This window comes from uncultured Chitinophaga sp. (assembly GCF_937898475.1).
Classification (GTDB): domain Bacteria; phylum Bacteroidota; class Bacteroidia; order Chitinophagales; family Chitinophagaceae; genus Chitinophaga.
The window spans coordinates 522155-541081 of record NZ_CALEJS010000015.1 but is presented as its reverse complement, the minus strand read 5'-3'; the positions used below and the strand labels follow the sequence as shown (position 1 = coordinate 541081).

The window sequence follows — 18927 nt, the reverse complement described above, 5'->3', positions numbered from 1 at the left end:
CCCTTGAGTCTCTTTTGCTTATTTCCTACGCTGGCATTGTCCAGTTCAGGTTCATTGGGTTTGTTCTCAGACTGTCTTTCAACAGCCACCCCTTTAAGTAAAAGAAACGTTCAATAATATACCCGCCAAGTTCGTGCCAGAACAAATGTATTTGGTCCCTTTTTTGGAACTTCCTTCATAAAACATTGACATATGGCACGTTATTCAAAAAAGTCACAGGACACAGTAGAAGAAGCTATGCACAAGCAGAAAAAAGGCAAATTACGCAGTGGTCGCAGCGGTAAGAAAGTAACCAGCCGCAAGCAGGCCATTGCCATCGGACTATCAGAAGCAAGGGAGAAAGGCGCCAAGGTACCACCGCCCTCTAAAGACTCCGCGGGTTCCAGGAAGACCACCCGGAAGAAAGCGGCTCCCAGGAAGAAGGCAGCAGCTAAAAAAGCAGGTACGAAGAAGAAAACCGGCAGCACCCGGAAGAAAGCGGCAACTACAAGAAAAAGCGCCACCACTAAAAAGGCTGCATCCAGGAAAGGCGCTACCAGCAATGCGTCCAGCCGTAAGCGTACTACGCGCAAGAAAGCAGCAGCGCATGCGTGAGTTTATCCTGATAGGGGTTTTACCATTCAGCAAATACAGCACTTTATAAAATTTTAATAGGGGAAGTTATTAATAATCAAGATATTTAATATCTTGTATGCCCAAAGGGTACATTATTCTATACATTTAATATTTTTATTTTATAAAGGACTTCCAATGAAACCGTCGACTATTAACTTCCCTAGTGTTTTTGAAACTGCATTCGGCAATACGGAAAATTCTTCCAAAGATCTGCTCAACGGTATAAAAGTTAAAAAGGATGAGAACTGGTATATAGTTGGTAACCTGGCCAAACGCGGCGGTATCAACCCTGGCCGTATCACCAACGCCGCGCCAATGGAAGATGATTATGATATCCTGTTTAAATCAGCCATGATCAATGTGGCGGACAAAGTACAGCAGCCAATGTCCATCACCATGGGATTTCCTTTTTCTACCTATAATATTTATAAACAGGCCGCAGAACAGTTCCTGGCAAAGCGGCATTTCCTGATAGAATATGATACCCAGACTTTCAATACCAAAGGTGCTGTCAAAAAGGCCATGCTTGATATTGAAAAGTTTGAGATCATCCCCGAGATCGTAGGTGGGATCATTGGTCTGAAGAAAACCATTGGCGACCCTAACCTGGATAATTTTATTGCGGTGAGCTTCGGCTTTGGCACTATTGAAGGCGGAATGGCTACAGGCGATGGCCTCATCAACCGTACCTGCTTCAGCTCCCACGGCATTAAATATGCCATTAACAACCTGGCCAGGGAGTTGAATAAGAAATACTACCTGGATATGAAAAATGAGCACCAGCTGGATGACGCATTTATGAAGGGCTCCATTTTTACCAACCGCAAAAGGATAGATCTTAAAGACGTACGCAAGGAAGTGCTCACCCAATATTACAAGGAGGTAGTATCTCCCCTGCTGCGCAACTATTTCACCGACCTGGATTTCGAGCAGTGCCAAAAGATCTACCTCATGGGTGGCGGTGCACATTACCGTGAATTAACGGATGCTTTTGTAGAGGAATTCCGGGATTTTATACCCGTGGAAGTAGCCCCCTCGCCTGAAAACCTTATCAGCATCGGTTACCTGTATAACTCTCTGCGTATTTCCGATGATAAGCCTCAGCGAAGTGTCGGCGTCGACCTTGGTAATGCTTCGTCTATCATTTCTATCTTTGATGAGGAAAAAGTAAATTTACCTGGCGCTACTGCCGCTGTTAATCAATAATGAATACAATAACGGATCTTTTTCGCAATGCCCTGGGAAAGGGCAGATTTCTATTACCCCGTCAGGTAGTGGTGCAAGGAAACATTGAGGCCACTATTCCAGGGCGTATTGATGGCAACGTAAAAGGAGATGTGAAAACGGAAGGCCTGCTGGTCATTGGCCCGCAGGCAAACATAAAGGGCAACGTATATGCAACGGACCTTGTAACCTATGGAAAGATTTACGGTGATATCTATATCACTAATAAAGCGGTGATCAGTAATGTAGCTTATATCAAAGGCGATGTAAACGCGCTTATACTGGAGGTAAAGGAAGGCGCAGTAATAGAAGGCGCCATCCGTAAGAGCCTTGCAGCACGTCGGGGGCCCGAGCCGGAAAAAACAGAAGAAGACGATGCCGCAATACCCGTGAAAGACGCACCTCCAGATGAAGAAGTAGCCAGCTGGTTCTAATCATTGGTTCAGATCCTGAAGGAAAAGCGTTCTTTCGTCCGCCCTGAATTTCTTAAAATCATTCCCGCTAACCTGCCCCGGATAAGGAGCATAATAATGATCAGGCCTCCCGTTACGCCATACCAGTACATAGGAAAGCCGGAAAGGCCGCAATGCGGGCAGCAGGATCTGCGTCCACCAGTCAGCTGCCGATACCCGTTCCTGTCCTGTTTCAGTGAGCGCCGGTATCTTATGGTTGATAGCCGCCACTGCTTCAAGTACCTCTAAACGTTGCCGCAGCAGCCGCAGGTATTGTTCGGCGCTGCCGGAATGAAAGAGATCAAAACCTATCACATCTACAAAGGCATCACCGGGGTAACGCTCCATATACCCGCCGTCATCATCAAAATCAGCCGCTGAGTAGGCATATAAAAGGTTGTGTACCTGCTTTACTGTTGTCAGGTAATTGACTGTAAATTGCCACAGTGTTCTGAACTCGGTGGTACTGCATTGGCGTTGCCCCCACCAGAACCAGCTGCCCGTATGCTCATGAAAGGGACGGAAGATAACAGGTATGCTGATCCCATCAGCTGTTTTCAGCGAATGCATAAAATCTGCGAGCCGGTCCAGCCAGGCGGTATAAACGGCATAACTACTGCCTCCGGGCAGGATGGCCGCTACCGCCAGCGATGTATCCCAGGCCGAACCGCCGCTTACGGGGTTGTTACCATGCCAGCTGATGCTGTTTACGCCACCTCTTTCATGTACTGCCCTGATGTATGACCGCAGGCTGTCAAACGGCACGCTGTCCAGGTTTACCGGCCTGCCCGTTTCCAGGTGGCCAAGGTCCCAGCCAAATACTGCCGGCCAGTCGCCACAAACATCCTTCACATCAGACCTGTCGTGCTCATACTTCCACCCGATACCGTAGGCCATATCGTCCTGGTGACCAAACATTATACCCCGTTGCATCAAAGCACGCAGGCGCTGGTAGAGCTGTTGGGTCTCCGCAGTAGCCTGCATATCAGCCGGTCCGCTATACTGGGCGGACAATGTTCCTGTAAGCAGAAGTAACGCAATAAACAATCGTATCATGACCGGTTTGATGTTTATGGTTTGAAGTTAAGTTAAACCTACAAGTTCCTGATCATGAATCTTCAGGCTCACCAGGTACGACCATACACAAAACTATGGCGCATGGAATCTTTCTCGCTCCAATCTATATTACCCCGGATATGTCTGCGCAGGGCATCCACATATCTTGCCACCGCCTGGTCTGTTGCTTCATCAAAGCCGGGTAATTGTGCGGACAGCATTATAAAGCGGCGCATATCTGTATTATAAATAGCAGCAGCGCACAGCAGGGCTTCATCCAGGGTAAGCATCCGCTCCTGCTGCAGCACGCTTACCAGGTTGTAATCATTGCCTTTAGCCCGCTCCTTACCAAAAGAAAATAAATCGTCAGACCAGCATAAGAGCTTGTGCGACAATTGTTCAAGTTCCTTCAACGCCGGGTGTTGCAGTACCTCGTCCGGCAGTCTGATATTTTCTATTACCGGGATTATACCCGTACTGACAGATGTACCCGCCAGGCAGGGACGTGTTTCCATATACCCCGCCAGGGTAGACAGCCGGCTTGTTTTACTAACGGATGCAGGTATGGCAGCCTGCAGCAATGCGCTGAGACGCGGTGTAAATTGTGCTGCCCAACCGGCAGGGCCCAGCTGTTTAAGCCTGGGCCACAAACTGGCCCACGCCGCCAGTAGCGGAGTGGTATCCATGTCTGGCGGCTTGCCGCGATCCTGTGTGACGGCAAGGAAATGTGCTATAAAGTCTGACTGGCATATCTCCGCCTGGCGGTCTGTGAGCAGATCACGCAGTGCAAATAAGAGTACAATGAAATCATTGGCGGTCATCAGCTGTTCCAGCTGCGCTTCGGGGTAAAAACGAGCGGTCAGCCAGGCAAAATTATCGTCCTGGTATTGCCGGTAGGCAGCGCCGCTATACAGGTTGAACGACGCGACCCATGCGTCTGTGTGGTTGGCAACCTCTTTTACCTGCGGGTGAATGGCTGGTGAAAATGGGCAATACAGTAAAGGGATAGTAACAGTTTGCATTTTTTCTTGTCCATTTTAGTAATGCCTAAATAACGACAAATACCATGCAACCGGATTTCAGTAGACAGCATTTTAAAACCTTTTAACACTTCATTTGTATAATTATTGCTGCTATTTTCGCATTTGTAATAAAAACCAGTAAGTTATGCGTATAGGCAATACCGGTGTATGGACACTGATCCTGCTGACCTTCTCCTGCCAGTCTGCCCCAAGTCCGCAGGAAAGCGGAAAAGTTATAGACTCTTTGATACCGGATACGGTAGCTGCCATTGGAACACCCCGATCTTCGGAAGATGACCTGCAGGCAGCGATCACGGCACAGGATACGCTTTTCGAGGACGGCAGCAGGCCTTCTGACTGGAAAGATGCCGGCTTTGACGATCCTGCGGGTTTTAAACGCTTTCTTATACTGTTCAAGGAATGGGTGAAAAGCGATAATGCAGACAGTATTGCCGCTTATATCCGGTTCCCGATCAAAGGATACAAAACGCCTGAACAGTTTAAGAACAATTATGAGAAGATCTTTGATAAAGAGCTGAAAACTATTGTGGAGCAGCAACGGCTAGACAGGATCTTCCGTAATTACCAGGGTGCGATGATCGGCAATGGCGCCATCTGGTTCAGTGTTACAGAAAATAAGGAATACCGTATCATCGCTATCAATAAATAACGCTGCTGCATAAAACAGAAGTGTCCTGATCCAATTGGAACAGGACACTTCTAATTATACAGGTTAGTAAGCTGTGTAGCATGCACAAAATACAGGCCATTATGTAAACTATCATGGGAAGTTGTCTATAAAAGCGGTCTGGTGGCCGCAACAATAGCCATTTTCGCCTTACTCACTGGTTTAAGGCATAGAAACCTTTAATTTTAGGTTATTATGCCGCCGAAGAAACTGAGTTACATGTTATGGCATCTGCTGGTGCTTATCTTAGCGCTGGGCATCCCCCTGGTGATATTGCCTGCTAAAAACGAAATGCAGCCTGACTATTTCAACCCTGCCCGGATCACTTTTACCCTGATACAGATAGGGGCTTTCTATCTCAATGTATATTATTTTTTTCCCCGTTTTTTACTCAAAGGGCAAGCCTGGGCATATCTCTGGAGGATACTGACAGTATGCGCCGGTATTTTGCTGCTCCAAGTACCACTGGAGCTTTGGTTTCCCGGGGAGACTCCCCGTGCATTGTCCAATGTCATCATCATTAAGTTCTTTGCAAGTCTGATGATCATTGGGGCGGGCACCGGTTATGCCTATATTGAGAAGATGATCCGCGATCAGCGCCTGCAGCAGGAAGAGCTTAAAACGGAGCTATCCTTTCTCCGCTCCCAGGTAAGCCCGCATTTTATGTTCAACACGCTTAACAGCATGGTTGCCCTGGCACGCAAACGTTCAGACAAACTGGAGCCGGCGCTCATAGAGCTTTCCAATCTCATGCATTACATGCTGTATGAATCAGACCAGGAGAAGGTGAGTCTCAGCAAAGAGATCACTTATCTGCAAAGCTATATTGACCTGCAGACATTGCGTTTCGGTCATCAGGTACAGATAGTAACCAGCATGCAATGTCCGCCGGAAGAGCGTTTTATTGAGCCGATGCTGCTGATACCATTGATAGAGAACGCATTCAAACACGGAATCGGGCTGATAGAGGACCCGGAGATCAATATTACATTGAACATAGATGGAAACTGCGTATCGCTGGAAGTGCGTAATAAATACAACCTGTATACCCGGGAGGTTAAGGATAAGGTGGCCGGTATCGGGCTTAACAACCTGGTACGCAGACTGAAATTGTTGTACCCGGGGCGACATGAAATACTGGCAGAAAAGAAAGGACATTGGTTTAATGCTTCTTTAAAAATCCAATTACAATGATCAGATGTCTTGCAGTGGATGATGAACTGCTCTCACTTGACCTGCTGGAAGATAATATCAGGCAGGTACCGTTCCTGCAGCTGGTAGGCCGCTGCAGCAATGCCTTTGAAGCCATCGCCACCATGCAGAAGGAACCGGTAGACCTCCTGTTCCTGGATATACAAATGCCGGGGCTTACAGGTACCCAGTTCCTGCAAAGCCTGCCTAACCGGCCCATGGTGATCTTCATTACCGCATATAAGAAATATGCGCTGGAAGGCTTTGAGCTGGATGTGCTGGACTATCTGATCAAGCCGGTTCCCTTTGAACGGTTTATGAGAGCTGTGAACAAAGCTGCAGAATACCTGGCGCTTAAGCAAACACCGGCGCCCGCTGCGGCTGCTGAAACCGTGCAGGCAGACTACTTTTTTGTGAATGTTGAATATAACCTGGTAAAAGTAGTGATTAGCGACATCAGTCACATTGAAGGCTGGCGAGATTATATCAAGATCTATTGCTGCAATGAAGAAAAACCACTGATAGCCAGGCTGGCCATCAAAGTATTGGCAGACCGGCTTCCGCCGGGCCGGTTTGTCAGGGTACATAAGTCATATATCGTAGCGGTAGATAAGATTGCCGCCATCCGGAAGAACCGCATTTTTATAGGCCGTCATATCATCCCTGTCAGTGATTCTCACCGGGATCAGCTGTTCACGATCATAGGTCCGCAAAATATTAAATGAGTTCATCTACAGATTGTGGCCATCCATCGCAACATAAAGGGTATACGCATACTTCATTTTCATTGCCCTCCTGTATGTTGCAATTTTGAGCCGCAACAGGACTTAAGACCAGTTGTAGGTTTATTAAGATGTAGAATCACTGAAAACCAGGGTCGACATTCGGCTGTTGACCCTCTGTTTTTATAACGTTAGATTTCTTTGATCATGTCCGGCAACAATACCAGCATCCTGATCGTCTTAGGAGCACCCAATTCGCCCGAAGGGCTTTTAAGTGACATTGCCATCAGCCGCCTGGAAACGTGCTTTTCCGTTTACCAGCGGGAAGCGTCTTATATCCTGCTCACCGGTGGCTATGGTCCACACTTCAATACCACCGATAAGCCTCATGCCTGGTATGCCCGGCAATACCTCACCGGCAAAGGCATTCCACCTCATAAAATACTCGACAGCGTAGTAAGCAGCAATACCCTTGAAGACGCCACCTTTTCCAGGCCCCTGGTTAACATACTACGTCCGGCCCGGGTTACGATCATTACTTCCGAATTTCATCTGCAACGGGCAGGCCTTATTTTCTGTGATGTTTACCAGAATATGGTGCCCTTACGCTTCATTGCAGCTCCCAGCTACACGCTGCGCCTGGAAGAATTGCAGGCATTAATAAAACATGAAACAACAGCCATCCAAAATTTGCTGACCAATGGAATAAAAGTGTAGCATCTCCAACTGCAGTGATCTATGAAACCGGCCCACACATCGCAATATTCGCCTCATACATATACTTCGTTTTTAATCCCCTTTGTGGCTTTGCAATTTTGAGGCAACCAATATCAACCTAGCCATGCAAAGAGTTTTTTTTTGTTTCTATTGCTCTCAGCATTGCCGCCAGCGCGTCCGGGCAACGCCATCTGCAAACCGTAAAAGGCACTGTTAAGGACAAAGCTTCTGAACGACCGCTTGTTCATGCCACTGTTATGGTACCCGGCACACAGGTGGCAGCTCTCACTGATTCCACCGGACATTATGTGCTGCACAATGTGCCGGTTGGCAGGCAACAGATCGGTTTTCAATACCTCGGTTACAAACCAATCCTTATACCGGAAGTATTGGTCAGTTTCGGTAAGGAAGTAGTGCTCGACGTCTCTATGGAAGAAAGTATCAGCGCACTGGAAGATGTAACAATCAGTGCGCAGAAGATCAACAAAGGTGCGGCCAGCAATGAATTTGCAAGTGTCAGCTCCCGCTCTTTCAGCATGGAGGAAGTAATGCGCTGCTCCGGCGGAAGGAACGATCCTTCCCGTTTGGTTAGCAATTTTGCCGGTGTTGCCACCACAGATGATTCCCGCAACGACATCGTAGTGCGGGGCAATGCGCCCACGGCCATACTTTGGCGAATGGAGGGTATCCCGATCCCTATGAAGAACCGCTGCGGATGGTCAGGGCATTGACCGATCCAACCGGGAGCTCGGTTTTACAAAAGCACAGCATTATGTGCTGGGCTACGACTGGCGCTTTGCTCCCAGCTGGCGACTGAAGGCAGAAGCCTATTATCAATACCTGTACGACGTACCGGTAGAGCGTACGCCCAGCGGCTTTTCCATGCTGAACGTGGGTGCAACCTTTGGTTTTCCCGAAAAAACAGATCTTGTGAACGAGGGAACCGGCAGCAACCGTGGCATAGAACTTACCCTGGAAAAGTTCTTCGGCAAAGGCACCTATCTGCTGACCACCGCCTCCATCTTTGATGCCCGCTATAAAGGCAGCGACGGCATAGAAAGGAACACTGCCTTTAATAACCGTGCGGTGTTTAATGTACTTGGCGGCCGGGAATGGAAGGTTGGCCGCAATGGCCGTAATGCCTTTACGGTGGATATAAAAGCGGCATTCTCCGGCGGGCGCTATTATACACCGGCAGACCTGGCGGCTTCTCTGGCCGCGGATGAGGAGAAACTGGATGAAAGCCGCTATAACAGTGAACGGCTTTCCAACTATTTCCGGCTGGATACCCGCTTTGGCCTGCGCCTGAACAGCGCACGGCGGAAATTGTCGCATACGCTGTACATAGATTTCCAGAATATCACCAACAATCAGAATGTGCTGATGCAACGGTACAATACTGCTAAAAATGCTGTGGGACAGGCATACCGGGTAGGTTTCTTTCCCGATCTGCTATACCGTGTTCAGTTCTAGCATGATGCTTGTATTTTTGATGGTATGGCAACCACAAAAACGCCCGGTTATCAACAGGATATCAGCGAAGTAGTCAGTGAGCTGAGATCAGATCCGGATAAGGGCCTTGCCTCCGAAGATGCGGCTAAAAGGCTGGAAGAGTATGGAAGGAATGAAATAGCAAGCACCCGCCGCATCTCTCCCTGGCTTATTTTTCTGCACCAGTTTAAAAGTGCGGTAGTATACCTGCTGCTGGCGGCAGCAGCCTTGTCTGCCTTCTTTAAAGAATGGGCCGATGCAATCGCCATCCTGCTGGTGATTATCGTCAATGCAGCTGTTGGCTTCTTCATGGAATACCAGGCAGAGAATTCCATGCAGGCCCTGCGGCAGATGACAAAGTTAAAAGCACGTGTGATCCGCAATGGAAAGGTTGCTGAAGTACCGGTGGAAGAGATTGTGCCCGGCGACCTGCTGTTTCTGGAAGCCGGTGATGTGGTGGCAGCAGACGCCCGCATTGTGAAGGCCACCCAGCTACAGGTAAACGAATCTGCCCTCACCGGTGAATCTGTGCCTGTAGAAAAAAGTGCACAGGTTATTAAAGAGGAAACGCCCCTGGCGGAACGGACCAATATGCTGTACAAAGGCACTTTTGTCAGCAATGGGAACGCACACGCCATCTGCACTGCCACCGGAATGGAAACAGAACTGGGAAATATCGCCTCCATGGTGCAAAGCGCTTCCACCAGTGCAACTCCCCTGGAGAAAAAGCTGGAAGGCTTCAGCCGTCGTCTTATGGGCATCACCGTTGTGATAGTGATCGTGATTTTCCTGGCTGGGGTGCTCAATAAGGTAGACATACTGCAAATGCTGTCAACCTCCATTGCACTGGCGGTAGCTGCCATTCCGGAAGGGCTGCCTATTGTGGCCACGCTGGCGCTGGCCCGCGGTATGCTGCGCATGGCCAGACAGCAAGTAATTGTTAAACGCCTGTCTGCAGTGGAAACCCTGGGCGCTACTACGGTGATCTGTACGGATAAGACCGGTACACTTACGGAGAACAGCCTGGAGGTGGCCGCTATCGTAATGCCGCCGGACCAGCTACTGGAAAAAGGCGGTAAAGGAGCGCAACTAACCGGCAACATGCCGCAGGAGGTGAAATCAGGTAAGAATTACCAGCTGCTGCTGGAAGTAGCCGTCTTATGCAATAATGCCTCCCTGGAAAAGAAAGATGACGGCTGGAAGGAAAGCGGTGACCCGCTGGAGGTAAGCCTGCTTAAATTTGCATGGGAAACTGACACCAATCCGGACGAATACCGCAACAAGTACCCAAAGGAAAAAGAAGCGCCCTTTAATTCGGAAACAAAGGTGATGGGCACGCTGCATAAAAAGGACAATACTTACTTCGCGACAGCCAAAGGTGCGGCAGAGGCCCTGCTGGATTATTGTACACACGTGCTGGACAGCGGAGAGATAAAAGCACTGGACGATAAAGAAAAAAAGCGCTGGCTGCAACGTACGGAAGAGCTGGCCGGGAAAGGGCTCAAGGCATTGTCTTTTGCCATGAAAGAACAGGACCAGGTAACAGACCAATTCATGCAGGACCTGGTGTTCCTGGGCCTCATTGGATTCCTGGATCCCCCCAGGGCAGATGTAAAACAGGTGATAGCGGAGTGCAGGAGCGCCCGCATCAAGATAACCATGCTTACCGGAGACCACCCTGCCACTGCCCGGAATATTGCAGCACAGCTGGGGATCAGCGAGGATGGTGACACAACGGTTATCAATGGCCGGGAAATGGAAAAGTACGAAGCTCTTACAAAAGAGCAAAAGGAACGCTGGATTGATGCAGCCGTTTTTGCCCGTGTAGATCCCCGCCAGAAACTGGACCTGGTCAGTGTACTGCAGGAAAAGGGTCATATCGTGGCTATGACAGGCGATGGCGTGAATGACGCCCCTGCACTTAAGAAGTCTGATATAGGCATCGCAATGGGTATTCGTGGCACACAGGTGTCCCAGGAAGTGGCCGACATGGTGCTGAAGGATGATGCCTTTTCCTCCATCGTCAACGCGGTAGAACAGGGACGTGTGATCTTTGAAAATATTCGCAATTTCATCACCTTTCTGCTCTCCTGCAATCTCAGTGAACTGCTGGTGATCGGTATTGCGGCGGCCTTCAATCTGCCCTTCCAGCTGATCGCGCTGCAGATCCTGTTCATCAACCTGATCACAGACGTATTGCCCGCCCTGGCATTAGGCGTAACAGAAGGCGATGCAGACGTGATGAAGAGACCGCCCAACGATCCCGCCCAGCCCATCATCAGCCGGAAGAGGTGGCTGGCCATCTGGAGCTATAGCGCCGTTATTGCGACGTCCGCTTTGGCCGCAGCCCTTACCGGGATGGATATTGAAAACCCTGAAGCGGCCAATAATATCCTCTTTTTCACACTGATCTTTTCCCAGCTGCTGCATGTACTGAACATGTCTTCTGCACATGAACCCCTGTTCAATAACGAGATCTTCCGGAATAAATTCGTGTGGATCGCTTTGGGTATCAGCGCCGGCATTACCGTGCTCGTGTTTTTTATCCCCCTATTCTCGGAGGTGCTGCATGTGCGTAATATGAGCGGGGAAGACTGGTACCTGGTAGCCGCTTTCAGCTTTGCCAGCATGGTGCTGATCCAGGTATTGAAGCGGCTTAAACTGATCCTCTGAGGTTAACAGCACGAAATAAAAAAAGGTCCCGGTAACACCGGGACCTCTAACTAGGTATTTAAAAGAAGCTTAATCTATGCGTCTAACATTAACAGCATTCATACCTTTTCTGCCTTCCTGCAGCTCAAATTCAACTCTGTCGTCAGCCTGGATCTCGTGAATGAGTCCGTTTACATGTACAAAAGTCTCTTTATTGGATTCATCATGCTTAATGAAGCCAAAGCCTTTTGTCTCGTTGAAGAACTTCACGGTTCCTTGAAATTTTGTGTTCATTTGTAAAAAATTAAATAAAGTAAGGTTGCAAGGTAAGCTTATCATACCAATAAACCAAATCTTTAATCTTCTTTACTGCCTTTCTCTCCTGTAAACCAGTGTTCCTTCTCCCTGAACAGCACGTTAAATGTGGTCAGCGATCCATAGATCCGGGTGATATATTGCTGTAAATTGATCTTTTCTTCATCATTCAGCACCTTGTGCGCATTGATCTGCTGCTCCAGTACACGCAGGCGGTCGCGCACCATCACGATCTTGTGAAAGAACACATCCAGCGGCACTTCCTTGGGTTTCAGGTTGGGATCAGAGGGTTTCAGGATCATGGTGCCCTTTATCCAACGCTCTCCCATGGGTACCACCTCCGTAATATTACCCCACAAACGCAGGATCTTCAGCAGGGAGGTTTCCACCTGTGATATGGTTTCGAGCTCTGCACTCTTATGCGCTGCATGCAGCACCTCGAACAGGGGATCATCCTTGTCAATCTCTGTAATTCCGCTGTTCATAAAGGTTACAAGGTACTGGGCATATTTAACGCCTATAATAACGCCGGGGCCATAGCGGGAATGTTGTACACGGGACCCCACGCCTGCAATTAATTCCTCTTCCATACGGTTTTCATTTTATTATGTGGCAAGATAATAGTTTATTTTTGGAACAAACCCATCAACAGTATGCGCACATTTGCCGACCATGTGATTCAATTCAATAAAAGCCTGCACTTTGAAGGAAAGCTGCCGCCTGGTATACGGATCATGAACCCTTTCAGGGAACAGGCCCATATTATGGACGTCATGCAACAGTTCTACAAAAAATTTTATGACGATACAGCAGGCCGCCAGCTGATCATGGGCATCAACCCCGGCCGTTTAGGTTCCGGCGCTACAGGCGTTCCGTTCAGTGACACCAAACGCCTTGCGGATGAATGCGGCATCCATATCGAAGGCTTCAAAACACACGAGCCTTCTTCCGTTTTCGTGTACGATGTGATCCATGCTTACGGAGGTGTGAAAGCCTTCTATGGAGATTTTTACATCTCTTCTGTTTGTCCGCTGGGATTCACGGCTGATACTGCCAATGGCAAGGTGGTAAACTATAATTATTATGACAGCAAAGAACTAACTGCAGCGGTATACGAACTGATCGTCAACAGTATCCGCCAACAGCTGGATTTCGGTATCAGCAGAAAGGTGTGTTATTGTATGGGAACCGGTAAGAACGTGGCATTTCTGCAGGGGCTCAATGAACGGGAACATTTTTTTGAACAGATCATTCCGCTGGAGCATCCCCGTTTTGTCATGCAGTATAAGCTTAAAACCAAGCAGGTGTATGTAGATAAGTACCTGGAGGCATTTGCAGCCAATAAACCATAATCATTCCTCAGCGGCTGTTTCCGGGATATTTTCCGGCTGATGGCCCAGCATCCGCCGTAGTTCATTCGCCATTTCATAGATACTGTCACCTTCAGGCAATTCGATGGCGCCGGACCTGATGAGAAAGTCCTGCATCTTTTTGCGCCCGTTCACACATACTACAGTAATGGTTCCATCATCCAATGCATAGATAAACCTGCACTTTCTTATTCCGTGCACCAATGGTGAGATCTGGTAATGGGTGATCATGAAGTCCATAGCAAATCAAGGTTTGGTGCAGGAAATTAACGGGATTCAGGCAGATAAATCGTTAACCCATTGTAAATAGTAAAAATTCTATAATTTTAGCCCCATTCAAAAACAGCCTGGGCACACGCATATGAGTTTATTAAAGGTATCAGCGATCAGCAAACAGCAGGATGGAGCTTTTATACTGAAGGATATCAGCTTCGAACAACAACGCTTTCAGCACATCGCCATTGCGGGAGAAACAGGTTCAGGTAAAAGTACGCTGCTGAAAATGATCAGCGGGCTGGCGCAGCCAGATAGCGGACAAGTGTTTTTTGAAGAACAGAAAGTAAAAGGTCCGCTCCAGGTGCTCATACCGGGGCATCCCGGTGTGGCGTATCTCTCCCAGTACTTTGAACTGCGGCATAATTACCGGGTGGATGAAATACTCTCCTATGCCAATATGCTTACCGATGAGGAAGCTCAGAATATTTACAGGATCTGCCAGATTGATCACTTACTTCAGCGACGGACCGATCAGCTTTCCGGTGGAGAGAAGCAGCGTATTGCGCTGGCACGCCTGCTTACCACTGCTCCCCGTCTTTTGTTGCTGGATGAACCCTACTCTAACCTTGACATGATCCACAAGCAAACACTGAAGACGGTGATCAACGACATCGGTGAAAAGCTGGAGATTACCTGTATGCTCGTCTCCCACGATCCGCAGGATATTCTCTCATGGGCAGATACCGTGTTCCTGATGAGGAACGGCGAGATCATTCAGCAGGGCGCTCCCGAAGAAGTGTACAATCACCCCGTAAATGAATATGCCGCCGGATTGCTGGGTAAATACAACCTTATTCCCTCTGCAGGTGATGGCAAATCCCTCTTCATCCGGCCGGAACATTTTATCATCAACGGTAATACACCCGGCGCCTTCAGCGGCCAGGTGCAATCTGTTTCTTTCTGGGGCGGCTACTACGATATTGAAATACAGCCTGCCAAAAAAAATAAGATCACTGTAAGACAGTTATCCACCAGCCTGAAGAAAGGCGATACCGTGAATGTTGCCGTACTTCCCGAGCACATCTGGTACCTATAGCAAGATCCGGGTTCCCCTGCAGACCGGCCCCCTGTAATTTTGTGGCGCTAAAGCGCACATATGAAAAGTATCATCGAACGCCTGCAGGAAAAAGACTGGGAACAGGTGGGGGAACATATGCACCGGCAGGGATACGCTGTTATCAGTAACATACTTACCACCACCGAATGCGCGGACCTGATCCGCTCCTATCATGACAAACAGCTATACCGCAAAACCATCTCCATGGAGCGCTACCGCTTCGGCGCCGGAGAATACAAGTATTTCAGCTATCCCCTGCCTTCATTGATCAATGATATCCGGCAGACCGTCTATCCCCACATTGCACCCATCGCCGGCAAATGGATGGAGGTGCTGAATACCGAACAGCGCTTTCCTGCCACACATGATGTATTGAAGCAACTTTGCCACGATCACGGCCAGGTACATCCCACCGTGCTGATCCTCCGGTATGGTGAAGGCGGCTTTAACACCCTGCACCAGGATCTTTACGGCGATATCTATTTCCCGATGCAGCTGGTATTGTTCCTGAGTGATCCCGGGGATGACTATACGGGGGGAGAATTTGTACTGACGGAGCAGATACCCCGCGCACAATCCAAAGCGATCGTGCTGCAGCCTCGCCGGGGCGATATGCTGTTGTTCACCACTAATTTCCGGCCCGCCAAAGGTGCAAAAGGTTATTACCGTGTAAATATGAAACACGGTGTAAGCCCTGTGCATACCGGGCACCGGTACACCCTGGGAATTATTTTTCACGATGCATTAAGCTGATGATACGCCATACTGAACTGAGCGGCCATCCTCTCCTCCGCCAGCGTATACTTCATTCGCTCATTCGTCAGCGGCGTATTACACTTGGCGGGCATAGAAAACTAAAAATCTATGGCCGCCTTTCCTGCAGCTCCGGTAAGCAGATGAAAGCGGAGAACCGCGTCTTCTTTGCAACAGCAACGGAAGCCATACATGCAGGTTACCGGCCCTGCGGCCATTGCATGCCGGCGGCTTATCAGGAGTGGAAAATGAATGCTTAACAGCGTCCGTTATAGACCAAAAAAAGGGGCGCCCGGAAGAGCACCCCATTTCGCTATCTACACAGGGCTCATCATTTATCTACAACCATAAACACTACAGACATCGGCGGCAAGGTGACCCGGATGCCCGCCTGGGTATCCGCCGTGTAAGCCTTTAACATAGTATAATCAGCGGGTCCGCCGGCTGTGCCGGATGGCCCGCTGCCATTCACGGATACTTTGCGCGAAAAGCCGGCGCCTCCGTCTCCTCCCGTTAATACATACCAATAGAACCTTTTACCGGGATGGAAGTTTTTAAACGCCAGCTGTACGTTACGGGCAGTAGTGCCTTTGTTCACCAGTGTAACAGATACCTCCCCTGAGCTGAACGTAGAGGCATACGCGTTAATGTTCAAATTACTGTCGGATACACTTGCATTTACATAACGGTCGCCCAGGAACCTGCTGAAGAAGTATAGGTAATAAAACGCAGGCCGCGGTGTCCACCTGACTTCCCCCGAAGCTGACTCTCCCTGGCTGAAGAGGCCGTGATCATTACCATTCTCCCAGGCATTGGCAAGATCCCAGCGGCTGGCCATCCCAAATTTGTTCTTCATTAGCTCTCCCAACACCATCACAGCATGCATGCCGGCCACCTGTGATACCATCTGCTGCGAACCTACCGCAAAGATGTTCCACTCTGTCAGTGCCACCGGTTTCATAGCAACGCCTGCAGCAGCAGCAGAAGCCGCCACATAATCGGCGATGTTCCTGGTCACTGTTGCCGCAGACGCCAGTATTTCCGGCGGATTGGAATTGGTATTGTAAGGCGTATAATAACTGTGTACTATGAAATAATCGGCTACACTGCCGGCCTGTTTTAATACGCCATTGTTCCATTCCTTATCCGTAGGCGTGGCCCAGGAAGCCGGTTCATGCTCCAGCAGCTGTGCGCCAATGTAGATGATCTTCCCGGTCTCACTGGCAGCTTTACGCATAGAATCAGCAAATACCCGGAAGTGACGTCCGTACAGGTCGCCGCTGATGATCATCGGCTGCCCGTCTTTATTCTGTGACACATCAATGCGATACCCCGCCTGCCAGGTACCGTTGCTTTCATTGCCGATCTCCCAGTAGCGGGTACGCCCCTTATCATAGCGTACCCAATCTGCAGCCAGATGTGCTGCAGCTGCCACCGGGTCTGTTCCTGTACCATACCTGGCGTAGCCATAGTTCACGATAATGATGCCTTCACTGCCGGTTTGCTGCAGCATGCTGTAATAGTTGTCCAGCGACAAAGTCCAGCCGGCCGTATTATTTCCCCACCAATAACCGGGATCGATATTGTTCCCGTTGGCGTCTTTGAGCTGTGCCGGCGCATCTGCCGGGGGATTGCCGGGAGCGGCATCCCAGAAGTACACGCTGCTCAGGTTCCCGCCCGGAAACCGGATGATGCCAGGGTGCAGGTTGGTGATATGCTGCAGCAATACGGGCTCCGTCACCATCTGGCTCATATACAGGTTGCTGTTGTTGCCGAACAGCGCCGGGGATATTTTTGTTACTACCGTGGACGCATCTATGGTAACGGTGTATGCGGCAGAAGTTGGCGCGGCTGCTTCAGTGGCAGCCGGCGCCGTAAACTTCTTCTCCTTCCACCCTTCCAGGAAAAAGCCAATACCGGGCGCCGTCTGCGGATCTGCAGGTTTGGTGACCACGACGCCTGTAGTATCTTTCCCGCTGTCATCACCCGAATATTTGTCGGGTTTTCTTTTGCTGCAAGCTGTTGCGAGTGCGAATACCATGCATGACAACCAGACTCCTGTTATTTTTTTCATTGACCACTGTTTTGTGCTATCTTATTTTAACTATCCTGAAATTATCGTAGGCAGTGTTATGCACGTCTACAGGAGCATCCTCGGTGATGTAACGGTAAGTGAAGGCCACAACGCCTCCTGCCTTTAACAGGTCGCCCATTACAGCGGCATTGGCGCCGGTGCCTTCTATACCGTTATCGGCTTTTTTGAAATCAGATAAGCGTACGGTCACGGTCTGCCATTTGCCCTCAGTGTCAAATACGCCGGTGGTAGCGCTGGCCCATGGCATGAAGCGGTACGCATACTCTTCGCCCATACGCAGTACGTTGATACCCGCCGTCCAGGGCTCTTTGGTATTGATCTCAAACTTCAGCGCGTAATCAGCCGCCTGTCTGGTCATGATACTGGCATCGAATATCGTGCTCACGTCCGTGAAATTGCCGGATCGGTTGCCGTCCCACCAGGCACCATTGTTAGCGCCAACGCCACCGAAGATGTTCTGCAGGTAGGCGCCCCTGGTGCCGGGGAAAAGGCTCTTATCATCTGTTCTGTTGGCGCCCCACCAGGCCCAGTTAAAGATGGCGGTCTCCCCGTCTTCCCAGTTGGTGAGATTACTGATCACGTCACCGCTCTGATGATCGTTCAGCGGACCGTCAGATTTGGCAATGCCGTATTTAGCCTGTATGATCAGCCTGCCCGTATCGCTGCCCAGGTCTGGCATGATCAGCCCCACCCGGGTGCCTGCGGCATCAGCATTGAAATCGGTCACTTCTCTCCCGCCCGGGAAAATGATCTTGTCTATCAGCCAAAGGCTGTTCCCCCAGATGACGAGCGAATCTCCGGGTAATGCGTTCTCATTGGAGATAGCGCTGATAGCGGGTGGTGGAATGGTCAGTACAAACGAATAAGACGTTTCACCATGCGTGGTCACAACACGGATGTTATTCGGCACATTGGGATCAGTAGCCTCCGTTGGTGCGTTGCCGGGTATCGTGACGATCAGGTGCGTGTTGGTGTTATATGTTGGATTAAAGTAGGCAGGCTGCCCGTTAAAATAAATATTGACGATCCCGCCCAGGTTACTACCTGTGATCAGTATCAGGGTGCCTGGCAGTGTTTCATTGAAGGCGCTGTCCTGCTTCGCAGGGTCCAGGAGGCTTACGCTGCTGATAAGCGGCGGTGCGGACACTTCGTCCTTTTTACAAAAGGCGAAGACCAGGCAGCACATAATGGCAATCAGAATATGTTTAGTCATAACGTTTTCATTTTTAGA

At 49.5% G+C, this 18927-nt stretch carries 21 protein-coding genes and 1 riboswitch; of the genes, 14 read left to right on the top strand and 7 right to left on the bottom strand.

Going from position 1 to position 18927, the window contains the following annotated elements; genetic code table 11:
- Positions 1 to 5: 5 nt before the first annotated feature.
- Positions 6 to 103, bottom strand: a riboswitch (TPP riboswitch).
- 89 nt (positions 104 to 192) lie between these two features.
- The 3 genes from Q0577_RS09025 (at position 193) to Q0577_RS09015 (ending at position 2273) form a co-directional block, all read left to right on the top strand.
- Positions 193 to 594: a DUF6496 domain-containing protein gene (locus Q0577_RS09025; protein ID WP_298735091.1), complete on the top strand. Its 402-nt coding sequence runs from the start codon at positions 193 to 195 to the stop codon at positions 592 to 594.
- Positions 595 to 750: 156 nt separating this feature from the next.
- Entirely contained in the window at positions 751 to 1821 is a 1071-nt protein-coding gene (locus Q0577_RS09020) for a ParM/StbA family protein (protein WP_298735088.1), read from the top strand.
- A complete protein-coding gene (locus Q0577_RS09015) occupies positions 1821 to 2273 on the top strand; it encodes a polymer-forming cytoskeletal protein (protein WP_298735087.1) in 453 nt (150 codons plus the stop codon). The genes Q0577_RS09020 and Q0577_RS09015 overlap by 1 nt, the downstream gene beginning before the upstream one ends.
- Here Q0577_RS09015 and Q0577_RS09010 read toward each other — a convergent pair whose 3' ends face one another.
- Both Q0577_RS09010 and Q0577_RS09005 read right to left on the bottom strand, forming a co-directional pair.
- Complete coding sequence (locus Q0577_RS09010; protein ID WP_298735086.1) at positions 2274 to 3347, bottom strand: glycosyl hydrolase; 1074 nt, start codon at positions 3345 to 3347, stop codon at positions 2274 to 2276.
- A 68-nt stretch (positions 3348 to 3415) separates the two neighbouring features.
- Positions 3416 to 4369: a hypothetical protein gene (locus Q0577_RS09005; RefSeq protein WP_298735084.1), complete on the bottom strand. Its 954-nt coding sequence runs from the start codon at positions 4367 to 4369 to the stop codon at positions 3416 to 3418.
- A gap of 145 nt (positions 4370 to 4514) precedes the next feature.
- Between Q0577_RS09005 and Q0577_RS09000 the strand changes: the two genes are divergently transcribed.
- From Q0577_RS09000 to Q0577_RS08970, 7 genes are all read left to right on the top strand, one after another.
- A complete protein-coding gene (locus Q0577_RS09000; protein ID WP_298735082.1) occupies positions 4515 to 5039 on the top strand; it encodes a hypothetical protein in 525 nt (174 codons plus the stop codon).
- Positions 5040 to 5276: 237 nt separating this feature from the next.
- The gene (locus Q0577_RS08995; protein ID WP_298735079.1) at positions 5277 to 6251 is read left to right on the top strand and encodes a histidine kinase; all 975 of its coding nucleotides are present in this window, start codon (positions 5277 to 5279) and stop codon (positions 6249 to 6251) included.
- Positions 6248 to 6973: a LytTR family DNA-binding domain-containing protein gene (locus Q0577_RS08990; RefSeq protein WP_298735076.1), complete on the top strand. Its 726-nt coding sequence runs from the start codon at positions 6248 to 6250 to the stop codon at positions 6971 to 6973. The genes Q0577_RS08995 and Q0577_RS08990 overlap by 4 nt, the downstream gene beginning before the upstream one ends.
- A 204-nt stretch (positions 6974 to 7177) precedes the next feature.
- Complete coding sequence (locus Q0577_RS08985) at positions 7178 to 7687, top strand: YdcF family protein (protein ID WP_298735073.1); 510 nt, start codon at positions 7178 to 7180, stop codon at positions 7685 to 7687.
- A 149-nt stretch (positions 7688 to 7836) separates the two neighbouring features.
- A complete protein-coding gene (locus Q0577_RS08980; protein WP_366884152.1) occupies positions 7837 to 8418 on the top strand; it encodes a carboxypeptidase-like regulatory domain-containing protein in 582 nt (193 codons plus the stop codon).
- A gap of 43 nt (positions 8419 to 8461) precedes the next feature.
- Positions 8462 to 9160, top strand: a complete 699-nt coding sequence (locus tag Q0577_RS08975; protein ID WP_298735070.1) for a hypothetical protein — start codon at positions 8462 to 8464, stop codon at positions 9158 to 9160.
- 24 nt (positions 9161 to 9184) lie between these two features.
- Entirely contained in the window at positions 9185 to 11851 is a 2667-nt protein-coding gene (locus Q0577_RS08970) for a cation-transporting P-type ATPase (protein WP_298735068.1), read from the top strand.
- Between the two features lie 69 nt (positions 11852 to 11920).
- On the opposite strand, the gene Q0577_RS08965 is transcribed toward Q0577_RS08970, so the two are convergent.
- Positions 11921 to 12124, bottom strand: a complete 204-nt coding sequence (locus tag Q0577_RS08965) for a cold-shock protein (RefSeq protein WP_145716217.1) — start codon at positions 12122 to 12124, stop codon at positions 11921 to 11923.
- 62 nt (positions 12125 to 12186) lie between these two features.
- Positions 12187 to 12735 (bottom strand): hypothetical protein, encoded by a 549-nt coding sequence (locus Q0577_RS08960; protein WP_298735054.1) that lies wholly within the window; start codon positions 12733 to 12735, stop codon positions 12187 to 12189.
- Between the two features lie 63 nt (positions 12736 to 12798).
- On the opposite strand from Q0577_RS08960, the gene Q0577_RS08955 reads away from it, so the two are divergent.
- On the top strand, positions 12799 to 13497 hold the full coding sequence (locus tag Q0577_RS08955) for a uracil-DNA glycosylase family protein (protein ID WP_298735051.1): 699 nt from the start codon (positions 12799 to 12801) through the stop codon (positions 13495 to 13497).
- Here the strand turns inward: Q0577_RS08955 and Q0577_RS08950 are convergent, their stop codons facing one another.
- Entirely contained in the window at positions 13498 to 13755 is a 258-nt protein-coding gene (locus Q0577_RS08950) for a hypothetical protein (RefSeq protein WP_298735048.1), read from the bottom strand.
- Positions 13756 to 13876: 121 nt separating this feature from the next.
- Here Q0577_RS08950 and Q0577_RS08945 point away from each other — a divergent pair, with 121 nt between their 5' ends.
- Genes Q0577_RS08945 through Q0577_RS08935 form a run of 3 tightly spaced genes read left to right on the top strand, consistent with a single transcriptional unit; the run spans position 13877 to position 15861 of the window.
- On the top strand, positions 13877 to 14827 hold the full coding sequence (locus Q0577_RS08945; protein WP_298735045.1) for an ABC transporter ATP-binding protein: 951 nt from the start codon (positions 13877 to 13879) through the stop codon (positions 14825 to 14827).
- A 60-nt stretch (positions 14828 to 14887) separates the two neighbouring features.
- Positions 14888 to 15601 carry a 2OG-Fe(II) oxygenase gene (locus Q0577_RS08940; protein ID WP_298735042.1) on the top strand — a complete coding sequence of 238 codons (714 nt, stop codon included), beginning with the start codon at positions 14888 to 14890 and terminating at the stop codon, positions 15599 to 15601.
- Positions 15601 to 15861 carry an Ada metal-binding domain-containing protein gene (locus Q0577_RS08935; RefSeq protein ID WP_298735041.1) on the top strand — a complete coding sequence of 87 codons (261 nt, stop codon included), beginning with the start codon at positions 15601 to 15603 and terminating at the stop codon, positions 15859 to 15861. Before Q0577_RS08940 ends, Q0577_RS08935 begins: the two co-directional genes overlap by 1 nt.
- 71 nt (positions 15862 to 15932) lie before the next feature.
- Here Q0577_RS08935 and Q0577_RS08930 read toward each other — a convergent pair whose 3' ends face one another.
- Positions 15933 to 17675 carry an alpha-L-arabinofuranosidase gene (locus Q0577_RS08930; RefSeq protein ID WP_298735038.1) on the bottom strand — a complete coding sequence of 581 codons (1743 nt, stop codon included), beginning with the start codon at positions 17673 to 17675 and terminating at the stop codon, positions 15933 to 15935.
- A 16-nt stretch (positions 17676 to 17691) separates the two neighbouring features.
- The gene (locus Q0577_RS08925; protein WP_298735036.1) at positions 17692 to 18909 is read right to left on the bottom strand and encodes a glycan-binding surface protein; all 1218 of its coding nucleotides are present in this window, start codon (positions 18907 to 18909) and stop codon (positions 17692 to 17694) included.
- Positions 18910 to 18927 lie beyond the last annotated feature (18 nt).

Coding starts and splice junctions, on each gene's coding strand:
- Q0577_RS08950 (WP_298735048.1), bottom strand. CDS start 13,755: ATGGACTTCATGATCACCCATTACCAGATCTCACCATTGGTGCACGGA.
- Q0577_RS08955 (WP_298735051.1), top strand. CDS start 12,799: ATGCGCACATTTGCCGACCATGTGATTCAATTCAATAAAAGCCTGCAC.
- Q0577_RS08930 (WP_298735038.1), bottom strand. CDS start 17,675: ATGAAAAAAATAACAGGAGTCTGGTTGTCATGCATGGTATTCGCACTC.
- Q0577_RS08935 (WP_298735041.1), top strand. CDS start 15,601: ATGATACGCCATACTGAACTGAGCGGCCATCCTCTCCTCCGCCAGCGT.
- Q0577_RS09015 (WP_298735087.1), top strand. CDS start 1,821: ATGAATACAATAACGGATCTTTTTCGCAATGCCCTGGGAAAGGGCAGA.
- Q0577_RS09000 (WP_298735082.1), top strand. CDS start 4,515: ATGCGTATAGGCAATACCGGTGTATGGACACTGATCCTGCTGACCTTC.
- Q0577_RS08925 (WP_298735036.1), bottom strand. CDS start 18,909: ATGACTAAACATATTCTGATTGCCATTATGTGCTGCCTGGTCTTCGCC.
- Q0577_RS08940 (WP_298735042.1), top strand. CDS start 14,888: ATGAAAAGTATCATCGAACGCCTGCAGGAAAAAGACTGGGAACAGGTG.
- Q0577_RS08945 (WP_298735045.1), top strand. CDS start 13,877: ATGAGTTTATTAAAGGTATCAGCGATCAGCAAACAGCAGGATGGAGCT.
- Q0577_RS09025 (WP_298735091.1), top strand. CDS start 193: ATGGCACGTTATTCAAAAAAGTCACAGGACACAGTAGAAGAAGCTATG.
- Q0577_RS08970 (WP_298735068.1), top strand. CDS start 9,185: ATGGCAACCACAAAAACGCCCGGTTATCAACAGGATATCAGCGAAGTA.
- Q0577_RS09010 (WP_298735086.1), bottom strand. CDS start 3,347: ATGATACGATTGTTTATTGCGTTACTTCTGCTTACAGGAACATTGTCC.
- Q0577_RS09005 (WP_298735084.1), bottom strand. CDS start 4,369: ATGCAAACTGTTACTATCCCTTTACTGTATTGCCCATTTTCACCAGCC.
- Q0577_RS09020 (WP_298735088.1), top strand. CDS start 751: ATGAAACCGTCGACTATTAACTTCCCTAGTGTTTTTGAAACTGCATTC.
- Q0577_RS08965 (WP_145716217.1), bottom strand. CDS start 12,124: ATGAACACAAAATTTCAAGGAACCGTGAAGTTCTTCAACGAGACAAAA.
- Q0577_RS08985 (WP_298735073.1), top strand. CDS start 7,178: ATGTCCGGCAACAATACCAGCATCCTGATCGTCTTAGGAGCACCCAAT.
- Q0577_RS08990 (WP_298735076.1), top strand. CDS start 6,248: ATGATCAGATGTCTTGCAGTGGATGATGAACTGCTCTCACTTGACCTG.
- Q0577_RS08995 (WP_298735079.1), top strand. CDS start 5,277: ATGTTATGGCATCTGCTGGTGCTTATCTTAGCGCTGGGCATCCCCCTG.
- Q0577_RS08960 (WP_298735054.1), bottom strand. CDS start 12,735: ATGGAAGAGGAATTAATTGCAGGCGTGGGGTCCCGTGTACAACATTCC.